The 17,324-nt window shown below is 69.1% G+C and carries 21 protein-coding genes; 4 read left to right on the forward strand and 17 right to left on the reverse strand.

Translation table 11 applies throughout. The annotated features are described in order from the left end of the window. Window position 1: 1 nt before the first annotated feature. The 6 genes from ACIBO2_RS48015 to ACIBO2_RS48040 form a co-directional block, all read right to left on the reverse strand. The gene (locus ACIBO2_RS48015; RefSeq protein ID WP_397304470.1) at window positions 2–697 is read right to left on the reverse strand and encodes an NADH-quinone oxidoreductase subunit C; all 696 of its coding nucleotides are present in this window, start codon (window positions 695–697) and stop codon (window positions 2–4) included. Then, window positions 694–1,245 (reverse strand): NADH-quinone oxidoreductase subunit B family protein, encoded by a 552-nt coding sequence (locus ACIBO2_RS48020; RefSeq protein WP_219529166.1) that lies wholly within the window; start codon window positions 1,243–1,245, stop codon window positions 694–696. The genes ACIBO2_RS48015 and ACIBO2_RS48020 overlap by 4 nt, the downstream gene beginning before the upstream one ends. Window positions 1,246–1,247: 2 nt before the next feature. Next, window positions 1,248–1,643 carry an NADH-quinone oxidoreductase subunit A gene (locus ACIBO2_RS48025; RefSeq protein ID WP_214640645.1) on the reverse strand — a complete coding sequence of 132 codons (396 nt, stop codon included), beginning with the start codon at window positions 1,641–1,643 and terminating at the stop codon, window positions 1,248–1,250. 67 nt (window positions 1,644–1,710) lie between these two features. Next, complete coding sequence (locus ACIBO2_RS48030; protein ID WP_358546540.1) at window positions 1,711–2,964, reverse strand: geranylgeranyl reductase family protein; 1,254 nt, start codon at window positions 2,962–2,964, stop codon at window positions 1,711–1,713. A gap of 192 nt (window positions 2,965–3,156) precedes the next feature. Beyond that, window positions 3,157–3,237 carry a DUF397 domain-containing protein gene (locus tag ACIBO2_RS48035; protein ID WP_358547198.1) on the reverse strand — a complete coding sequence of 27 codons (81 nt, stop codon included), beginning with the start codon at window positions 3,235–3,237 and terminating at the stop codon, window positions 3,157–3,159. Between the two features lie 335 nt (window positions 3,238–3,572). Beyond that, window positions 3,573–4,289: a demethylmenaquinone methyltransferase gene (locus ACIBO2_RS48040; protein ID WP_358546543.1), complete on the reverse strand. Its 717-nt coding sequence runs from the start codon at window positions 4,287–4,289 to the stop codon at window positions 3,573–3,575. Window positions 4,290–4,366: 77 nt separating this feature from the next. Between ACIBO2_RS48040 and ACIBO2_RS48045 the strand changes: the two genes are divergently transcribed. Continuing rightward, window positions 4,367–5,578, forward strand: coding sequence for a hypothetical protein (locus ACIBO2_RS48045; protein ID WP_358546545.1), 1,212 nt, complete (start codon window positions 4,367–4,369; stop codon window positions 5,576–5,578). On the opposite strand, the gene ACIBO2_RS48050 is transcribed toward ACIBO2_RS48045, so the two are convergent. Then, complete coding sequence (locus ACIBO2_RS48050) at window positions 5,575–5,793, reverse strand: DUF4229 domain-containing protein (protein ID WP_358546548.1); 219 nt, start codon at window positions 5,791–5,793, stop codon at window positions 5,575–5,577. The two genes, ACIBO2_RS48045 and ACIBO2_RS48050, sit on opposite strands and share 4 nt — an antisense overlap. Window positions 5,794–6,049: 256 nt before the next feature. On the opposite strand from ACIBO2_RS48050, the gene ACIBO2_RS48055 reads away from it, so the two are divergent. Then, window positions 6,050–6,268: a BldC family transcriptional regulator gene (locus tag ACIBO2_RS48055; RefSeq protein WP_225298932.1), complete on the forward strand. Its 219-nt coding sequence runs from the start codon at window positions 6,050–6,052 to the stop codon at window positions 6,266–6,268. A 95-nt stretch (window positions 6,269–6,363) separates the two neighbouring features. Here ACIBO2_RS48055 and ACIBO2_RS48060 read toward each other — a convergent pair whose 3' ends face one another. Continuing rightward, on the reverse strand, window positions 6,364–6,606 hold the full coding sequence (locus tag ACIBO2_RS48060; protein ID WP_225298934.1) for a hypothetical protein: 243 nt from the start codon (window positions 6,604–6,606) through the stop codon (window positions 6,364–6,366). Window positions 6,607–6,616: 10 nt separating this feature from the next. Beyond that, window positions 6,617–7,651, reverse strand: coding sequence for a hypothetical protein (locus tag ACIBO2_RS48065; RefSeq protein WP_397304471.1), 1,035 nt, complete (start codon window positions 7,649–7,651; stop codon window positions 6,617–6,619). A gap of 580 nt (window positions 7,652–8,231) precedes the next feature. Here ACIBO2_RS48065 and ACIBO2_RS48070 point away from each other — a divergent pair. Both ACIBO2_RS48070 and ACIBO2_RS48075 read left to right on the forward strand, forming a co-directional pair. Beyond that, window positions 8,232–8,537, forward strand: coding sequence for a PLDc N-terminal domain-containing protein (locus ACIBO2_RS48070; RefSeq protein WP_358546553.1), 306 nt, complete (start codon window positions 8,232–8,234; stop codon window positions 8,535–8,537). Window positions 8,538–9,046: 509 nt separating this feature from the next. Continuing rightward, the gene (locus ACIBO2_RS48075) at window positions 9,047–9,358 is read left to right on the forward strand and encodes a hypothetical protein (protein WP_358546556.1); all 312 of its coding nucleotides are present in this window, start codon (window positions 9,047–9,049) and stop codon (window positions 9,356–9,358) included. Window positions 9,359–9,682: 324 nt separating this feature from the next. Here the strand turns inward: ACIBO2_RS48075 and ccsA are convergent, their stop codons facing one another. The 8 genes from ccsA to ACIBO2_RS48115 form a co-directional block, all read right to left on the reverse strand. Further along, window positions 9,683–10,645 (reverse strand): cytochrome c biogenesis protein CcsA, encoded by a 963-nt coding sequence (gene ccsA / locus ACIBO2_RS48080; RefSeq protein ID WP_358546559.1) that lies wholly within the window; start codon window positions 10,643–10,645, stop codon window positions 9,683–9,685. Next, window positions 10,635–12,176, reverse strand: a complete 1,542-nt coding sequence (locus ACIBO2_RS48085; protein ID WP_397304472.1) for a cytochrome c biogenesis protein ResB — start codon at window positions 12,174–12,176, stop codon at window positions 10,635–10,637. Before ACIBO2_RS48085 ends, ccsA begins: the two co-directional genes overlap by 11 nt. Beyond that, window positions 12,176–12,898, reverse strand: coding sequence for a cytochrome c biogenesis protein CcdA (locus ACIBO2_RS48090; protein WP_358546565.1), 723 nt, complete (start codon window positions 12,896–12,898; stop codon window positions 12,176–12,178). The genes ACIBO2_RS48085 and ACIBO2_RS48090 overlap by 1 nt, the downstream gene beginning before the upstream one ends. Then, a complete protein-coding gene (locus ACIBO2_RS48095; RefSeq protein WP_358546568.1) occupies window positions 12,891–13,469 on the reverse strand; it encodes a TlpA disulfide reductase family protein in 579 nt (192 codons plus the stop codon). The genes ACIBO2_RS48090 and ACIBO2_RS48095 overlap by 8 nt, the downstream gene beginning before the upstream one ends. A gap of 55 nt (window positions 13,470–13,524) precedes the next feature. Further along, window positions 13,525–14,163 carry a histidine phosphatase family protein gene (locus ACIBO2_RS48100; RefSeq protein ID WP_357654990.1) on the reverse strand — a complete coding sequence of 213 codons (639 nt, stop codon included), beginning with the start codon at window positions 14,161–14,163 and terminating at the stop codon, window positions 13,525–13,527. Window positions 14,164–14,236: 73 nt separating this feature from the next. After that, the gene (locus ACIBO2_RS48105; protein WP_358546571.1) at window positions 14,237–15,160 is read right to left on the reverse strand and encodes a LysR family transcriptional regulator; all 924 of its coding nucleotides are present in this window, start codon (window positions 15,158–15,160) and stop codon (window positions 14,237–14,239) included. Between the two features lie 191 nt (window positions 15,161–15,351). Next, window positions 15,352–16,641: a glutamate-1-semialdehyde 2,1-aminomutase gene (gene hemL, locus ACIBO2_RS48110; RefSeq protein ID WP_358546574.1), complete on the reverse strand. Its 1,290-nt coding sequence runs from the start codon at window positions 16,639–16,641 to the stop codon at window positions 15,352–15,354. A gap of 31 nt (window positions 16,642–16,672) precedes the next feature. Further along, window positions 16,673–17,302 (reverse strand): bifunctional DNA primase/polymerase, encoded by a 630-nt coding sequence (locus ACIBO2_RS48115; RefSeq protein ID WP_358546577.1) that lies wholly within the window; start codon window positions 17,300–17,302, stop codon window positions 16,673–16,675. Window positions 17,303–17,324: the final 22 nt, after the last annotated feature.

The following is a 17,324-nucleotide window of genomic DNA, read 5'->3' on the forward strand; positions in this document are numbered from 1 at the left end:
CTCACGCGTACGACCTCCTCTGGTCGGGCGCGGGGATCGTGGCGCCGCGGTATTCGACCGGGATGCCGCCGAGCGGGTAGTCCTTGCGCTGCGGGTGACCTTCCCAGTCGTCCGGCATCATGATGCGGGTCAGGCCGGGGTGGCCGTCGAAGACGATCCCGAAGAAGTCGTACGCCTCGCGCTCGTGCCAGTCGTGGCCCGGGAAGACGCCGACGGTCGAGGGGATGTGCGGGTCTTCGTCGGGGGCGCTCGCCTCGACGCGGACGCGCCGGTTGTGGGTGATCGAGCAGAGGTGGATGACCGCGTGCAGCTCCTCACCCTTCAGGTGCGGGTAGTGCACCCCGGAGACGCCGAGCGAGAGCTCGAAGCGCAGGGCCGGGTCGTCGCGGAGCTTCTGGCACACCTCGACGAGCCGCTCCCGCTTCACGTGCAGGGTGAGCTCGCCCCGGTCCACGACCACGCGCTCGATGGCGTCGTCGAGGGCCAGCGTGTCGACCAGCTCGTCGAAGTAGCCGCCGTAGGGGCGGGACGTGAACAGCTGGGGGGCCCGCCGTACGACGAGACCGCCGTAGCCGGAGGTGTCACCCGAGTCGGTCGTGCCGAACATGCCGCGTCGGGCGACGGGCGGCTCGGCGACCGCCGGAACCTCGGGGACCTCGGCGGAGGGGACCTCGGGGAGGTTGTCGGGCGAGGTCACTTCGCGGCCCCCTGGTCGATCAGCGGCAGCGTACGCAGCGCCTGCAGTTCGAGCTCGTCGATCTGCTTGGCGCGGTGGGCGCCGAACTTCATGTTCTGGATCTTGTCGTGCAGCTTCACGATCGCGTCGATCAGCATCTCCGGCCGCGGCGGGCAGCCGGGCAGGTAGATGTCGACCGGGACGATGTGGTCCACGCCCTGCACGATGGCGTAGTTGTTGAACATGCCGCCGCTCGAGGCGCACACGCCCATCGAGATGACCCACTTGGGCTCGGCCATCTGGTCGTAGATCTGCCGCAGGACGGGAGCCATCTTCTGCGACACGCGGCCGGCGACGATCATCAGGTCGGCCTGCCGGGGAGACGCCGAAGCGCGCTCCATGCCGAAGCGCGCCAGGTCGTAGTGGGGGCCACCGGTGGCCATCAGCTCGATGGCGCAACAGGCGAGGCCGAATGTGGCCGGCCATACGGAGTTCTTGCGCGCCCAGCCGGCGGCCTGTTCGACCGTGCTGAGGATGAACCCGCTGGGGAGTTTCTCTTCAAGTCCCATTTCTAGTCCCAGTCCAGACCCTTGCGGCGCCATACGTACGCGTAGGCGACGAGCACGGTGACGATGAACAGCAGCATCTCGACAAGCGCGAACACCCCGAGGCCCGAGGAGAGCACGCTGCCCGCGTCGTTCTTCAGCGGCGCGAAGGAGACTGCCCAGGGGTAAAGGAAAATGATCTCGATGTCGAACACGATGAAGAGCATCGCGGTGATCATGTATTTCAGCGGGAACCGTCCGCCACCGACCGGCTGGGGCGTCGGCTCGATGCCGCATTCGTAGGCGTCAAGCTTGGCGCGGTTCCAGCGCTTGGGACCGGTGAAGGGAGCGATGGCGACCGAGAAGATCGCGAAGCCCCCCGCGAGAACGGCGAGCACCAGGATGGGCACGTAAAGGTCCATCGCTACGCCTCCTCTGGAGTCGCCACGCGCGCGGGCGCGCAGCCTGATCTATGGGTGAGTCTGAGGTTCATGCTGGTGGCGCGACCTTCGAGAGTGCATTGATGATCTTGTCCGACGCATCCCCTCGCCGGTCGGTGAGATTACCAAGGAGTTTGAGCGCGAAGCGCATCAGCCTCGGGTGTGGCAACCCATGCCGCGTTCCGAAGCTCATGACTCCCGGCTTCCCAATCGCCTGGACGAACCACCTGCCAAGCGTGAAATATCCGCCGTAGGCGTCCTTCAACACTTGAGGATAGGTGCGCAGGATGCGTTCCTGTTGCGCGGGGGTGGTCTGACGCAGCGCCTTGACGATGGTCTCGGCGGCGATCTCGCCGGTCTCCATGGCGTAGGCGATGCCCTCGCCGTTGAACGGGTTGATCGCGCCGCCGGAGTCACCGACGAGGACGAGGCCGCGGGTGTAGTGAGGCTGGCGGTTGAAGGCCATCGGGAGCGCGGCGCCGCGGATCGGGCCCCGCATGTTCTCCTCGGTGAAGCCCCACTCGGCGGGCATCGCCTTGCACCAGCGCTTGAGCAGGTCGCGGTAGTCGATGTTCTTGAACTGGTCGCTGGTGTTGAGCAGGCCCAGTCCGACGTTCGCGGTGCCGTCGCCCACGCCGAACACCCAGCCGTAGCCGGGCAGCAGCGTGTTCTCGTCCCACAGCTCCAGCCACGTCTCCAGATAGTCGTCGTCGTGGCGCGGGCTCTCGAAGTAGGTGCGTACGGCCACACCCATCGGGCGGTCCTCACGCTTGTGGAGTCCCATCCCCAGTGCCAGCCGGGTGCTGTTGCCGTCGGCGGCCACCACCAGACGGCTGCGGTAGGTCGGCCCGTCCTTGGTCGTCACTCCGACCACGTGCCCGCTGCGGTCGTCGAGGACGGGACCGGTGACGTTCACGCCCTCCATCAGCCGCGCCCCGGCCTTGACGGCGTTGGCGGCGACGATCTGGTCGAAGTCCTTGCGGGTGCGCACGAGGCCGAAGTCGGGGAAGCGCTCCAGCTGCGGCCAGTCGAGCTCGAAGCGGTGCCCGCCGCCCACGACCCGCAGGCCCTTGTTCCTGATCCAGCCGGGCGCGTCGATGTCGACGCCCATGTTGAGCAGCTGCTTGACCGCTCGGGGGGTCAGCCCGTCACCGCAGACCTTCTCCCGGGGGAACCTGGTCTTCTCCAGGAGCAGCACGTCGAGGCCGGCCTGCGCGAGGTAAAAAGCGGTTGCGGAACCGGCGGGACCGGCGCCGACGACGATGACATCGGCGTCAGCCTGTATGGCTGGTGGCTCGGTCACTGGACTGTCCTGTCCTACACGCTCGAAGGCCTCGGGGTGTGGCGCCTTCGTTCCTTTGTGAACCCCTTCACAAACTTGTCGGCCCGCAGTCTAACCCTTTTCTTGGACAAAGTGGCAGTCGGGGGCCGGTCTTCGCACAAACGAAAGCCCTCCGTCCGAGACGAAGGGCCCTGCGTCGTCGCCACGAGGAGATCAGGCCTCGAACTCGCGGCGGCGCACACCCTCGATGAAGGCGCGCCACTCATCGGGCGTGAAGCAGAGCATCGGGCCCACCGGGCAGACTCCTTCGTAGCGTCACGGTTATATCCGAGCCTATCGTGAGAAATGTGACGCGGGTTACAGCAGTGCGGTCACGCTCCGTAAGCGAAACGCTACACCAGTACGGCCAGGAATTAGTCGAGAACCATCCTCGCCCAGCGCCGCGTTGCCGAACCCGCCGTAGGTCGGCCCGCCCCCACGGATAATTCCCGCGATAAACGATATCTCCGGACACGGAACCCCGACCGGAGCGTGGACTTGACGGCGTGAATGGCATCTCGCCTAATCGAGCAGCGCGGAACGGGGTTACGCGCGGCACAGAACGGGCTATCGAGCAGCACTGAACGGGCTTAGGCGGGCTTGAATCCCCGGTGGATCGCGACGATGCCCATGGTGAGATTGCGCCAGGCGACCCGCTGCCAGCCGGCCTCCTGGATGGTGCGCGCGAGTGTCGGCTGGTCGGGCCAGTCCCGGATCGACTCGGCCAGATAGGCGTAGGAGTCGTCATTGGACCCGAAGACCGTGGCCACTCGCGGCAGCAGTTTCATCAGATATTCGCGGTAGACCAGGTCGAAGGCGTTGACCTTCACGTGCGAGAACTCCAGGATCACCAGCCGCCCGCCCGGCCGCGTCACGCGCAGCATCTCCCGCAGCGCCTGCGAGGTGTCGTGCACGTTACGGAGCGCTACCGAGATCGTCACGGCGTCGAAGACGTCGTCGGCGAACGGCAGCCGCAGCGCGTCACCCGCGATGAACGGGACTCCGTTACCGCTCAGCGCGTTGCCGCCGTGTCGGCGCACCCCCGTGCGCAGCATGCCGAGCGAGAAGTCGGAGGCGATGGCGCGGGCGCCCAGCGTGGTGAACGCGTCGGTGGAGGTGCCGGTGCCCGCCCCCAGGTCGAGCACGATCTCGCCGGGCCCGGCGTCGACGGCGGCGGCCACCGCCTTGCGCCAGAAGCGCACCTGCCCCAGGGAGATCACATCGTTGACCAAGTCGTAGCGCCGGGCCGTGCGATCGAACATCGCGGCGACCTGATCCGGCTGCTTGTCCAGCTGAGCACGCGTCATGGCCCAAGCCTATGACCATCGCGACAATCAACAGAAAGTAGCCGCACGATTACCCAATGTCTGCTAGAAGTTTACGAATGCTGGTACGTGTCGCCCTTGCGGCGATCCTCGCGACGACCCCGGTCGCTCATTCGCGCGTCGTCTCGGCCGACCCGGTCGACACCACTCCGCACGTGCTCGACGGGATCGTCAACTCCATCACCCTGGTCGGCGGCACGGTCGTCGTCGGCGGCTCGTTCAGCGAGGTCGCCGACGCCTCACGGACCCACACCTACACCCGGGACAACGTCTTCGCCTACAGCCTCGCGACGGGGCACATCCTGCGCTACTTCGCGCCGCAGGTCGGCGGGCCGGTCTACAGCCTGGCCCCCGGCGACGGCCGCACGGTCTACGTCGGCGGCGACTTCCCCTCGGTCAACGGGACGCCGACCAGGGCGCTGGCCAGGCTCAACCTCTTCGACGGCTCGGCCGTGCGGGACTTCAGGCCCGGCGTCTCCGGCGGGATGGTGACCACGCTGGCCAGGCGCGGCGCGCAACTCTACGCGGGCGGCGACTTCACCAGGCCGCGCGCGGCGCTGGCCAGGCTCGACGCGACGACCGGCGCGACCGACCCGGCGTTCGCCATCACACCGGGGGCGCCGCTGACGCCGACGCTGCGGGTCTACGCGCTCGCCCTGACCGCCGATCGGCTCGCGGTCGACGGCAACTTCACCACGCTGGACGGGCTGTCGCGGCCGCAGCTGGGGCTGATCGACGTACGTGGCGGCGGCGCCAAGGTGGCCGACTGGCGTACCGAGGCGTACGTCCCCACCTGCATGGACACCTTCCCCTCCTATGTACGCGGCCTGGACTTCGCGCCCGACGGCAGCTACTTCGCCGTCGTCACCACCGGCGGGCCGGTGCGCGGGAAGCGGCTGTGCGACAGCACGGCCAGGTTCGAGACGTACAGCAGGGGCGAGCGGATCGCGCCCACCTGGGTCAACAAGACCGGCGGAGACTCACTCTACGCAGTCGCGGTGACCGGCGCGGCGATCTACGTCGGCGGCCACCAGCGATGGCTGAACAATCCGCTGGGCCACGACTCGGCCGGGCCTGGAGCGGTGCCCCGCGAGGGCATCGGCGCCATTCATCCGCTCACCGGAATGGCGCTGACTTGGAATCCTGGCAGGGAGCGCGGGATCGGGGTCAAGGCATTTCTGGCGCACAGCGGCGGACTACTCGTTGGTAGCGACACAACGAGACTCGGACGGGAGTACCATGCCCGGATTGGCATGTTCCCCCTGCCCTAGTCGCTCTGCGGCTTAGGCCGGTCGATCTTGTCGCTGATGCGAGTGCTAAGAGCGTCACGCTGCTTCGAGAGCAAGACGTAGCTGGCGATGCCGCTGATCAAGAAAGACACGATGATCAGTAGCACCGGGTTTTGCAGGCCAAGCAGCCGCAGGACGCCGAGCGTCACGACAAACAGGCCGATCCGCGACGCGGTGTATACGAGAACGGGATGCACAGATCGAGGTTACTCGCCCTGTGTGACACGGTCGCTCTTCGCATCGGGCGCCAGCACTGCTAGTGTCCCAGTTAGGGTGTTTCGTAAAGAAACACCCACGAGAGCCCCAAAGAGGCTCTATCATATAACAATCGGGCAGTCAGCTGATAACAACCCGTGATCTTTGTCGAAAACCACGGATAAATCAGGCTTCGCTCGACACACTGGTTACCTGTCCGCCCGCTGGCAGGAAGCGGGATGCGAGGGGGAGAGATTGGTGGAGAGTAGCAGCGAGCGTCTGCTGACCCCAGGAGAGGTTGCCGCCCTCTTCCGGGTAGACCCAAAGACGGTTACACGCTGGGCCGCGGCAGGTCGCATCAGCAGTATCCGCACCCCCGGGGGGCATCGTCGGTTCCGCGAGTCGGAAGTGCATGCCCTTCTTCGAGGCGAGGACGTTCTAACGGCCGACAGGTCGGGCGAGTCCCCGCGTGTTTGACGTTCCATCCAGACGGTGATCCTGCCCGCAGGGTCGCCGTCTCCCCCTGTCTGTAAACGTCATCAGCGGCCCCTCGACATCTGACCCGGGTCGGCCTAGGCGTCTTCCTGCTCCGCCTTGAAGGCCAGAAACTCCTGCTCCAGGTCGTCGTTCTCGATCAGCCAGCGCTCCCGGCGGTCCGCCGCCTCCTCCTCCGTCAGGGACTCCGGAAGCCACGTGTCGTAGTCGGGGTCGCCAGGTTCGAGTTCCACGTACGCGTTGCCGATGAGACGCCCGTCTTCGCTGGTCAGGCTCTGCGGCACGCGCAGGGTCCCGTCAGCGAGCCGGATGACGTACATGGCTCATCACCTAGATTCCGTAGCGCCGGTTGAAGAACAGCATGACGTTGAGCGCCGCGCGGGTGTCGCCGCCCAGCATGTCGACGAGGGCCGGTCGCTGGCGCGAGGCGATCGCGGCGAACGCGTCGGCGAAGAACTCCTTGCGCCCCAGCCCGTCCCCCTGGCGGTGGAACGCGGAGACCAGGAGCGGCGTGATGTCCTCGTACAGCATCGCGAATTCCCGAGAATCCGACACCCAATCGCCATAAGCCGAGTCGACGTCGTCGATGGCGTGCCCGACCTCGTGCATCATCACGTCGGGCGTGGGCGAGGGGCGGTCACCCACCACGATCTTCCCGTCGCCGTAGGCTCCGGCGCAGATGTCCCATGAGGCCCGGCCGGACGGCAGGGGGGCGCCGCGCAGGTAGCCCATGTCGTCCAGGTCCGGTACGCCGCCCGGGCCCACGTAGATGCCTTCGAGGCCGGCGGCGAGCTTCTCCTTCAGCAGGTCGGGCAGCATGGCCAGACTCTCCACGGCCCGCACCACCTCCGGCGACGGCGGGCCCTCCCGGGCGTCCCACTGGCGGTGCAGGATGGTCTCCAGCTTCCCGCAGTGCCGCAGGCCGTCGCCGAGCGAAGGAGCGTCGGGGCGGTTGGGTCGCGCCCGGAGCACCACGTCGTCGAGCTCGAAGTCGTGCCATGTGTACTGGGGGCGGTCCACCACGGCGGCCGACAGCCGCTCCCCCGCCTCCCACCGCCGCGGCTCCCCGGCTTCGGCGGCATCCCAGCGCCGCGACTGCCCAGCTTCAGCGGCATCCCAACGCTGCGCCTGCCCGGCTTCGGCGGCGTCCCACTGCCGGAACTCCTCCGGCTGCCGGAACCCCTCCTGTCGGCGGAACTCCTCCTGTTGGCGGAAGTCCTCCTGTTGGCGACGTCCCGCCCAGGACCATCCCTCGGAACCGTCTCCGCCGGCCTGGTGCCGCTCCCGACCCCTCCAACCGAACAGCGCGAAGCTCCCCTCACTCCCGATCGAGTCTCGTCCGGCGGGCTCCCGGCCCGGCCACATGCGTCCTGGCCAATCCCGATCGGCTCGCTTGCGCTCCACGTACTCGCGGTCCGACCGCTCGTGATCCGGCCGCTCGGACGCCGGGCGGTCGTGGCGCTTGGCCCCGCCCGCAGAACCGGGCCACCCGCGCCTGTCGCCGCCGCGCTTGTCGCCGCCGGGCCACCCGTGCCTGTCCCCGCCGGCGCCGGGCCGCCACGGCCAGGACAGCCGCCCAGGGCGGTCTTCGCGAGCCCGGTCCGGCCGTCCGGCCGGGCTGGGTCTGCCGGAGGGCGCAGTCCGATCGTTCGTCCAAAAGGAGCGATCCGCGTCGGGGGGCGCCTCACTGCGGCGGGAGAAGAGATACGACCCGCGCCGCCACCAACGACCCCGCCGATGGCGGCCCTTGTCGTTAGAAAAGGCCATCGCACCCCTCAACGCCGTGGGACGCCCGCGCGCATGGCACCCGGCCGCCCCGAACGGCGGTCCCAGCGGGCGGACGCCGCTGAATCGAGTCCACCGTACGACGTAGGTCTCGCTGGAGTCACCTGAAATGGGACAACGGGAAAACACGATCACGACGCGAATGGCTTACAGTTCGGACATGGTAGGTGTCGTTATCGGCTTGGCGCTGCTGGCCTTCTGGCTCTACTCGTTGTTCGACGTCATCACCACGCCGGAGGAAGAGGTAAGGAACGTACCAAAACCGCTCTGGGTGCTCGTCGTCGCGCTGGTGCCCCTGGTGGGCGGGGCCGTCTGGATGATCCGCGGCCGCCCCCAGCAGCCCCGAGAGACCTGGCCGGTCCCCCCACGTCCGGGCTCCCGCCGCCACTCGGCCCCCAAGGGCCCGGACGACGACCCCGAATTCCTCCGCGACCTCGACCGCCGCATGCGCGGCGACGACAGCTAGAGCGGCGTCACCGACCGTCCGCTCTCCGCCGCCCATGACGGGGTGCCCCTTCATGGACCCCTGTCACGACGCGGCACCCCTCCAAGGACCCCGGCCACCACGGACCGTCTTCTTTCGCTCCCCGGACGGGGGCAACCCTCCAAAGGAGGGCAACAGCCACGACGGACCGTCTTCTTCCTGGCCCTCGGAGGGGCATCCCTTCATCGGGACACCGGCCGCTGCCCGCTTCTCCGCTCCCGACGGGAATCCCTCGGTGGAGCTGTGATGCCGCTAGGGCTTGCCTGCGGCGCGGGGGACTGCCTGGCCGCCTGCGGGGGTGAGCAGCGCGGCGATCAGGCGGGCGGCTGTGGCGGCGAGTCGACTGGTCGGCTCCAACGAGACGGGTCTCCACACAAGCGTTCCCGTGGAGCCATGCCATCCTTTCGCTACTGATAGTAGTTGGATAGCTACATAAAGTTAATGATCGGTTGGGGACGGCAACCGCCACCCGTATTTGGAAGGAACCGATCATGCGACGCATCCTGACCGCACTGGCCATGCTCGCCGCCGCCGGCGCGGTGGCGGCAAGCCCGCTCACCACAGCCCACGCCGCCTCGCGCAACGCGCCGATGGCGCGAGATGGCGGGGTCATCACGTGCGAGGAAGTGACCCAGGAGCTGCCCAGCGTCATGGGGACCTCCTGCGACACCAGCCACTGGGGCCCTCTGCCCAACTTCGTCATCAGGGACCGCAGCGGAGCCGCCTATTACTGCCAGAACGGCTGGGCCGAAGGGAGTCTGTGGGTGAGAGGCCAAAATTGCCGGACGGCCTCTGACGGCTGACCTGCCGCAGGGCCCACCCCAGCAGATCACAGTGGATACCCCACGCCTTGCAGGAAGAGCGCATAGCGGAAGCATGTAGCGGCCGAGGCCGGCCGGGTGCTGGTGACGGTTCGCGGCTCGTAGCTCCGGCGCCATCCGCCCGGCCTCGGCGCCATGCCGCAGTGCGCTGTGACGGAGGTGGTGCAATGTCCATCGAGTTGGACCATCGGCCGCGCTTGCATGGGCGAGAGAGGTCCGCTCGCTTCCCCATCCCGAAGGGCATCCCCCAGGGACCTCAGCCACCACGGACCGTCGCACGAAAGGAGACGGCCGTGGCGCAGACGATCACCCCGACGACACATCCGCGTAGCTGTGCAGCCCCGAGATGAACATGTTGACCCCCACCAGGTTGAACAGCAGGCACCCGAACGCCAAGAGCTGCACGATCGTCGCCGCGCGCCCACGCCATCCGGCAGTGACCCGAGCGTGGAGGTAGGCGGCGTAAGCCACCCACGTGATGAAGGCCCAGACCTCCTTGGGATCCCAGCCCCAGTAGCGACCCCATGCCTTGTCGGCCCAGAGCGCACCGGCGATGACGGCGAAGGTCCACACCGGGAAGGCGAAGACGATCGCGCGGTGGGCCGCCCGTTCCAGGTCGGCCCGCGAGGGCAGCCGTGACATCCCATCGCCGCGGACCAGGTAAAGGATGCCCGCCACACCGGCCACGATGAACAGGCCGCTCGCCAGGATCGCCGCCGTCACGTGGATGGCCACCCAGTACGAGTTGAGCGCCGGCACCACCGGACCCGCCGCCGTGTAGAGGACCTTGACCGCGAAGCCGAGCCCCAGTGCGGCCGTCACCATGACGAAGGCGCCGAGGAAGCGGACGTTCTGTCGGAGCTGGGTGCCGAGGAAGGCGGTGACCGCGGCGAAGCAGATGGCCACCACGAACTCGTACATGTTGCCCCAGGGCCACCGATCCACGGCCAGACCCCGGGTGACGATGGCGGCCAGGTTCGCGGCCCAGCCGAGCCAGCCGAGCGCCATGGCCGCCCAGCCGGCCTTGCCCGCCCAGGCGGGCGGCTCGACGACCGGCTCCGAAGCGACCTCGGCAGGGGCCTCTGAGGAGCCACCCGCCGAGCCGACTCCGGCTCCCACGGGCTGCCTGGCGGGTACGGCGGCCGAGTCGGCCTTGGAGCGGCCGAAGGCCAGCTCCAGCGCGAACCCGATCATGGCGGCCAGATAGAGCAGGACGGCGGCGACGACGAAGAGGTCGCTCACCCCGGCCAGTTGCTGCTCAGCGGGCATCCTTGCCTCCAGCTGATAGGACCTTGACGATGTCGGCGAACTCCTCGGTGAAGCCCGCCGCGGACCCTTCGGTACGGGTAAGACCGCCGACTTCGGCCACGCCGTCCTTGACCCGCACCCACACCCGGCGGCGGCGGATCATCAGCGACAGCGCGATGGCGACCACGGCCGTACCCGCGGCGAGCAGGGCGGGCAGCCGCCCCGGGTCGTAGGCGATCTGGAGCGTCATCCACTCCTTGACCCCGGTGAACTCCAGCTTCCCCGCCCCCTTGGGCAGGTCGATCGACCCCCCGACGGCGAGCGGCGCCTGGCCGGTGCCCATGACCAGCGGGGTGAGCTTGCGCATCACCTCGGGCGGCGCGAGCTCGTAGACGGACTGCGGCCGCCCGGAGCGTACGCCCAAATCGCCGGAGAAGGCCCCAAGGAGCTGGATCTGGGGGTTGAGCGCGCCGGGGAAGAGAGAGGCTCCCGCGCCGTTACCCGTCGGCAGGAAGCGCAGCAGGAACCCGAGCTGCGACGGCTGGGCGTCGGGCACCTTGACCACACAGCCCGAGGTGAGCGTGAGCTTGATCTCGATCAGGCAGGGGACGGGCCCTTCGAAGGCGACCTGCCCCTTGCCGTCGGTGACCTTGAACACGGGCGCGTAGCCGTGGCCGAGGAGGTAGGTCTGGGTGCCGTTGACCTCCAGCGGCTCGTTGACCTTGAGCGTGTAGTCGCGCGTGGGCGCCCCGGGCGCGTCGTTGACCTTCATGTAGGCGGAGTAGTCGAGCTCCTGCCCCCTCTTGGGGCCCTCGACCTGGTAGGTGGTCTGGAAGTCCGTGAGCGTGAACGAGAACGGCTCCAGCGACTCCGCCGACACCTGGTTGCCCGGGATGAACCGGTCGTAGGCGGCGACCGTGTTGGCGAAGCCGTCGCCCTCGACCACCAGCACGTTGCCGCGGTAGCCGTACAGGGAACCGAACCCGATCGCGACGAGCAGGGCGAGCAGGGAGACGTGGAAGAGCAGGTTGCCCGTCTCGCGAAGATAGCCCTTCTCCGCGGCCACCCAGCCGTCGCCGACCTCGACGCGGAAGCGGAGCCGACGCAGCCGCCCGGCGGCCTCCTCGACCGTCAGCGGGTCGTCCAGCCGCGAGAAGTGCGGCAGGCGCGACAGGTTGCGCGGCGCGGCCGGTGGGCGGCGGCGCAGCTCGCGCACGTAGGTGGCGGTGCGGGGCAGGACGCAGCCGATCAGCGAGGTGAACAGCAGCAGGTAGATAGCGGCGAACCAGGCCGAGGTGAAGACGTCGAACAGCTGGAAGCGGTCGTACCACTCGGCGAGCGTCGGGTCGTTCTGGAAGAGCGCCGCCACCTTGTCGGGATCGACGCCGCGCTGCGGCACCAGCGAGCCGGGCACGGACGCCAGCGCGAACAGGAACAGCAGGATCAGCGCCGTCTTCATCGAGGTGAGCGTGCGCCAGCCCCAGCGCAGCCAGCCCATGGGCCCCATGCCGGCGGGCCGCGCCCGCTCCTTCTCCAGCTCGTCGACGGTCATCAGATCACCGGCCTGAAGGCGCCGATCAGACCCTGCATGGTCGCGATCATCTCTCCCCAGAGGCCGGTCACCAGCAGGATGCCGACGGCCACCATCATGCCGCCGCCGATCCGGGTGATCAGCTGTGAGTGCTTGCGGATCGCGCGGAACGTACGCAGGGCCTTGCTGTAGGCGAGGGCGGCGGCCACGAAGGGCAGTCCGAGGCCCAGCGCGTACGCCACGGCGAGCAGCGCGCCACGCGAGGCGCTGCCCTCGTTCAGTCCGAGCGCGAGCACGACGGCCAGCGTGGGCCCGATGCACGGCGTCCAGCCCAGCCCGAACACCACGCCCAGCAGCGGCGCCCCGGCCAGCCCAGCGGCGGGCAGCTTGTGGATGCGTACGTCGCGCATCAGGCCGGGCAGCACGCCCAGGAAGGCCAGGCCGAGCAGGATCGTCAGCACGCCGAGCACCCGCGTGATGATTTCCGCGTTGCCCAGCATGACCGCGCCGAGGCCGCCGAACAGCGCGCCGCTGAGCACGAACACCAGCGCGAAGCCGGCCACGAACAGCACCGTGCCGAGCACCAGCCGCCCCCGCTTGGGGTCCTGGCTCATGCCCGTCACGTACGACAGGTAGCCCGGTACGAGGGGCAGCACGCACGGCGACAGGAAGGACACCACCCCGGCCAGCACCGCGATGGGCACGGCCAGGAGCAGCGAGCCCGAGGCGACGACGTCATTCATCGCGCACCTTGATCACCGCGTCCATCAGGTCGGTGTACTTGACCGCGCCCAGCGCTCTGGCGGCGATCCGGCCCTGCGCGTCGATGATCAGCGTCGACGGGATGGCCGCGGGCGGCACCGTGCCCTGGAAGCGCAGCGCGACCTGGCCTGGCTGGTCGAAGATGCTCGGGTAGCCGGTCTGCTCGGTGCGTTCGAACGCCTGCGCGTCGGCCTTGCGGTCCTTGAAGTCGACGCCGAGGAACTCCACGCGGCCCTTGGTCTTGGCGGCGACCTCCTTCAGCACCGGCGCCTCCGCCCGGCACGGGCCGCACCACGACGCCCAGAAGTTGAGCACCACGACCTTGCCCTTGTGGGCGGCGAGCGAGGCGGTCGCGCCGTCGAGGGTCTGCCCGCCGATCTCGGGGGCGGCGAGGCGGCCGGCGACGTCGAACACCTGCATCTTCCCGTCGCCCGCGACGAAACGGGTGTCGCCCGCCTGCGGCTGGCCCGACTGGTTGGCACCCGCGCAGCCCGCGAGGCCACCCGTGACCAGGACGGCCGAAAGGACGAGGGAGATGGATTTGGCGCGCACGGAGGAAGATCTCCTTGTACTACGACCGGTAGAGCTTGCAACTCTACCGGCGAGGTCAGGCGCCCGGCACGCTGGGGCCCGTCGCCAGTGATCCGGCGGGCTCGCTGTAGCCGACGCTGACCAGTCGATCGCCGTCGAAGGTGAGCGTGGTGAGGCTGGCCAGATTGCACTGTCTGCGCCGGGGGTCATGCCAGAGCCGGCGGCCCTCGGCCGCCATCCTGATCGACCAGATCGGCAGCTGGTGGCTGACCAGCAGCGCCTCGTGCCCGCGCGCCTCCGCCCTGACCTCCTCGATGATCGAGCGCATCCGCTTGACGATCGCCGGATAGGGCTCGCCCCAAGACGGGCGCAGCGGGTTCCAGAAGTAGCGGTAGTTCTTCGGATCACGCAGGACCGCCAGGCCCTGGCCGACCTTGCGGCCCTGGAGCATGTTGGCGGCCTCGATCAGCCGCTCGTCGGTCTGCACCGGCAGCTCCAGCAGGGCGGCCAGGGGCGCGATGGTCTCCTGCGCGCGTTCGAGCGGCGAGCTGTAGAGGGTGACGATGTCACGGCCCGCCACCGACTTGGCCACCGTGTCGGCCATCAGCCGGCCGGTCTCGGACAGGTGGTAGCCGGGCAGCCTGCCGTACAGGACGCCTTCGGGATTGTGCACCTCACCGTGGCGCATCAGGTGAACTACGGTGGTTTCAGCCATGGTGTGCCACAGCCTATCCCGCTCTGCCCGTTCCGCGATCTCGCCCGTCCTGCGAACAACCCCGGCGCGCCCGCTAGGCGACCGCCCAGGCGTTCTCCTTGGTACGGCTGGCGTCCGCGAGCGCCTCGACCGCCGCCCGGATCGCCGGCCGCCGAGCCGCGTCCGTCCGCCAGATCACGTAGATGCGCCGCGACTGCCTGGGCCGCAACGGCACCACAGCCACCCCGTCGGGCACGCAGTCACGCCCCAGCCGGGGAATGATCGCGCAGCCGAGCCCGGCCGCCACCAGCGCCATCTGGGTCGGATATTCGTCGGCCATACAGGAGATCTCGGGCTCCAGCTGGGCGTTACGCAGCGTGTAGACCAGCCAGTCGTGGCAGACGGTGCCGGGCGAGGAGCTGATCCACCGCTCGTTCGCGGGCAGCGCGGCCAGCTCGACCTCCTTGTTGCCGGCCAGCGGATGGTCCGCGGGCAGCAGGATGTCGGCGATGTCGTCGAGCAGCGTGGACCGGGACAGCCCTTCGGGCAGGGCGATCGGCCGGTTCATCCAGTCCTGGATGACGCCCAGGTCGAGCTCGCCCCTGGCCACGTCGCGCACGATGCGCTCCGGCTCGCGCTCGTGCATCTGGACGTGCAGGTCCGGATGGCGCCGCTTGAGCGCGGTCAGGGCGGAGGGCATCAGCCCGCGCGCCGCCGTCGGGAACGCGGACATGTTCAGCCGTCCCACGACCTCGCCGCGCAGCGCCTCGAAGTCCGCCTCGGCGGTCTCCACCAGGGCCAGGATCCGCTCGGCGTGGTCGGCGAGCAGCCCGGCGGCGTCTGTCAGCCGCACCCCGCGCCCGTTGCGCTCCATGAGCCGGGCACCGGTCTCACGCTCCAGCTTGGCGATCTGCTGCGACACGGCCGACGGCGTGACCATGAGCGCGTCGGCCGCGGCGCCCACCGAGCCGTAGATGTGCACAGCGTGAAGGGCCTTGAGACGGTTCAAGTCCAACATGTAAGCCAGTCTAAAGGGTTTAGCGTAGAAAGTCTCGCTTGTCCTTCACTCTGTAGCAGGAGAAAATATATGCATGAGAAACAACAAGGCGCAGAAGCAGCAGTCGACCACCATCTCCTACCTCAAGACCCTCGCCGAGCAGGCTCGGGACCAGCGCGTCCGCTACCAGAAGCCGGCCGCCAAGTAACTGTTCAGAGGACCGCCGCGGCAGCCTTGGCGGCTGCCGGTAGGGCGTCGGCGATCTGACCGAGCGCCTCGTCGTCGTGAGCGGCCGAGAGGAACCAGGCCTCGTACGCGGACGGCGGCAGATAGACCCCGCGATCCAGCATCGCGTGGAAGAAGGCGGTGTACGCCGCGGTGTTCTGGGCCCGCGCACCGTCGAAGTCCGTCACCGGCGCATCCGTGAAGAACACCGAGAACAGGCTCCCCGCCCGCTGCAACCGATGCGGCACGCCCGCCGCGGCGAGGGCGTCGGAAGCGGCCTGGCCGACCGCCAGCGCCGCCGCGTCCACCTTGGCGTAGGAGCCGGCGTCGAGCGCGCGTAGCGTGGCCAATCCGGCGGCGCAGGCCAGCGGGTTTCCCGACAGCGTGCCCGCCTGGTAGACCGGTCCTTCCGGCGCCAGGCAGGACATGACGTCGGCCCGCCCGCCGAAGGCCGCCGCCGGCAACCCACCGCCCATGACCTTGCCGAAGGTCATCAGGTCGGCGTCGACCGGGTCCAGCCCGTACCAGCCCGAGGGCGAGACCCGGAAGCCCGTCAGCACCTCGTCCATGATCAGCAGCGCGCCGTTGGCCGTGCACAGCTCGCGCAGGCGCGCGTTGAAGCCGTCGAGCGGCGGCACCACGCCCATGTTGGCCGGGCACGCCTCGGTGATGACGCAGGCGATCTCGGCCGAGGCGAATGCCTGCTCCACCGCGCTGATGTCGTTGTACGGCAGCACGATGGTGTCGGCCGCCGACGCCCCCGTCACGCCAGGCGTGTCCGGCAGCCCGAACGTGACCACACCCGACCCCGCCGAGGCCAGCAGCGCGTCCACGTGACCGTGGTAGCACCCGGCGAACTTGACCACCTTCGACCGCCCGGTGAACCCGCGGGCCAGCCGCACCGCGCTCATCGTCGCCTCGGTGCCCGAGCTGACCAGCCGGAGTTTGTCCACGGGCGCCACCCTGGCGACGATCTCCTCGGCCAGCTCGACCTCGCCCGGCGTCGCGGTGCCGTACGAGAGGCTGTGGGACAGCGCCGACGAGACGGCCTCGACGACGGCGGGGTGGCGGTGGCCGAGGATCATCGGCCCCCACGAGCAGACCAGGTCGACGTAGCGGTTGCCGTCGACGTCGGTGAGATAGGGACCCTGCCCGGAGGCCATGAAGCGCGGCGTGCCGCCGACCGCGCCGAACGCGCGGACCGGGGAGTTGACGCCACCCGGCACGATGGCGCGGGCGCGGGCGAACAGGTCCTCGGAGTTCTGTGTACGGCTCACGCGCTCCAGGTTAGTCCCGGGCCACGGCGGTCTAGTCGGCGAGCCAGTCGAGGATGCGCAGCGGATCGGGCAGCGGACGGCCGTCCGGCGGACGCAGCCAGGAGACGGGCTGGCCGGTGGGCAGCGTGGAGGGTGGGGCCAGGACGTAGCTGTCGCGACAGTGCCAGCGCAGGCCCGGATTGTCGTCGATGGTGCCGGGCTCGCAGTCGAGCTGGCAGGACCACCACTCGTCCTCGTCGTCGGGATTGCCACGGGTGGCCACATAGAACAGGACCCGGTCACCGTTGGCGGCGACCGGGCCCGAGTGCGCCGAGGCGCCGTCGATGCGGGTGAGGGCCGACAGGCCCGTGTCGAGCGGTACGTCGAAGACGTCGAACACCCGGCCGGTGGGCAGAATCACATTGGCGTCGGGGTCCATCCGCCACCAGCGCGTGAGCTGAGTGGCGTCCGTCGTGGCCTGTAGGTGCCAGGCGGGAGACAGCGGATGCGCGCCCGGGTCGGGGCAGCCGAGGCGGTCACAGGAGCAGGAGCGGGCGCCCTGACGCAGCGGATGGGCACCTGGCACGCTCGGCCAGCCGAGAGCGGCATAGCCCAGGACGGTGTCGATCCGTGTCGGGCGCGGCCGTTTCTTGGTACGCCGAGCGAGTGGTACCCCCACCATGGTGTCTCCCGTCGATCCAAGC

The organism is Nonomuraea sp. NPDC050022, from assembly GCF_044460705.1.
In the GTDB taxonomy this organism is placed as follows: Bacteria; Actinomycetota; Actinomycetes; order Streptosporangiales; family Streptosporangiaceae; genus Nonomuraea.

Coding starts and splice junctions, on each gene's coding strand:
- ACIBO2_RS48100 (WP_357654990.1), bottom strand. CDS start 14,163: ATGGCTGAAACCACCGTAGTTCACCTGATGCGCCACGGTGAGGTGCAC.
- ACIBO2_RS48085 (WP_397304472.1), bottom strand. CDS start 12,176: ATGACCGTCGACGAGCTGGAGAAGGAGCGGGCGCGGCCCGCCGGCATG.
- ACIBO2_RS48060 (WP_225298934.1), bottom strand. CDS start 6,606: ATGTACGTCATCCGGCTCGCTGACGGGACCCTGCGCGTGCCGCAGAGC.
- ACIBO2_RS48090 (WP_358546565.1), bottom strand. CDS start 12,898: ATGAATGACGTCGTCGCCTCGGGCTCGCTGCTCCTGGCCGTGCCCATC.
- ACIBO2_RS48075 (WP_358546556.1), top strand. CDS start 9,047: ATGCGACGCATCCTGACCGCACTGGCCATGCTCGCCGCCGCCGGCGCG.
- ccsA (WP_358546559.1), bottom strand. CDS start 10,645: ATGCCCGCTGAGCAGCAACTGGCCGGGGTGAGCGACCTCTTCGTCGTC.
- ACIBO2_RS48105 (WP_358546571.1), bottom strand. CDS start 15,160: ATGTTGGACTTGAACCGTCTCAAGGCCCTTCACGCTGTGCACATCTAC.
- ACIBO2_RS48020 (WP_219529166.1), bottom strand. CDS start 1,245: ATGGGACTTGAAGAGAAACTCCCCAGCGGGTTCATCCTCAGCACGGTC.
- ACIBO2_RS48065 (WP_397304471.1), bottom strand. CDS start 7,651: ATGTGGCCGGGCCGGGAGCCCGCCGGACGAGACTCGATCGGGAGTGAG.
- ACIBO2_RS48045 (WP_358546545.1), top strand. CDS start 4,367: ATGCTGGTACGTGTCGCCCTTGCGGCGATCCTCGCGACGACCCCGGTC.
- ACIBO2_RS48040 (WP_358546543.1), bottom strand. CDS start 4,289: ATGACGCGTGCTCAGCTGGACAAGCAGCCGGATCAGGTCGCCGCGATG.
- ACIBO2_RS48025 (WP_214640645.1), bottom strand. CDS start 1,643: ATGGACCTTTACGTGCCCATCCTGGTGCTCGCCGTTCTCGCGGGGGGC.
- ACIBO2_RS48115 (WP_358546577.1), bottom strand. CDS start 17,302: ATGGTGGGGGTACCACTCGCTCGGCGTACCAAGAAACGGCCGCGCCCG.
- ACIBO2_RS48070 (WP_358546553.1), top strand. CDS start 8,232: ATGGTAGGTGTCGTTATCGGCTTGGCGCTGCTGGCCTTCTGGCTCTAC.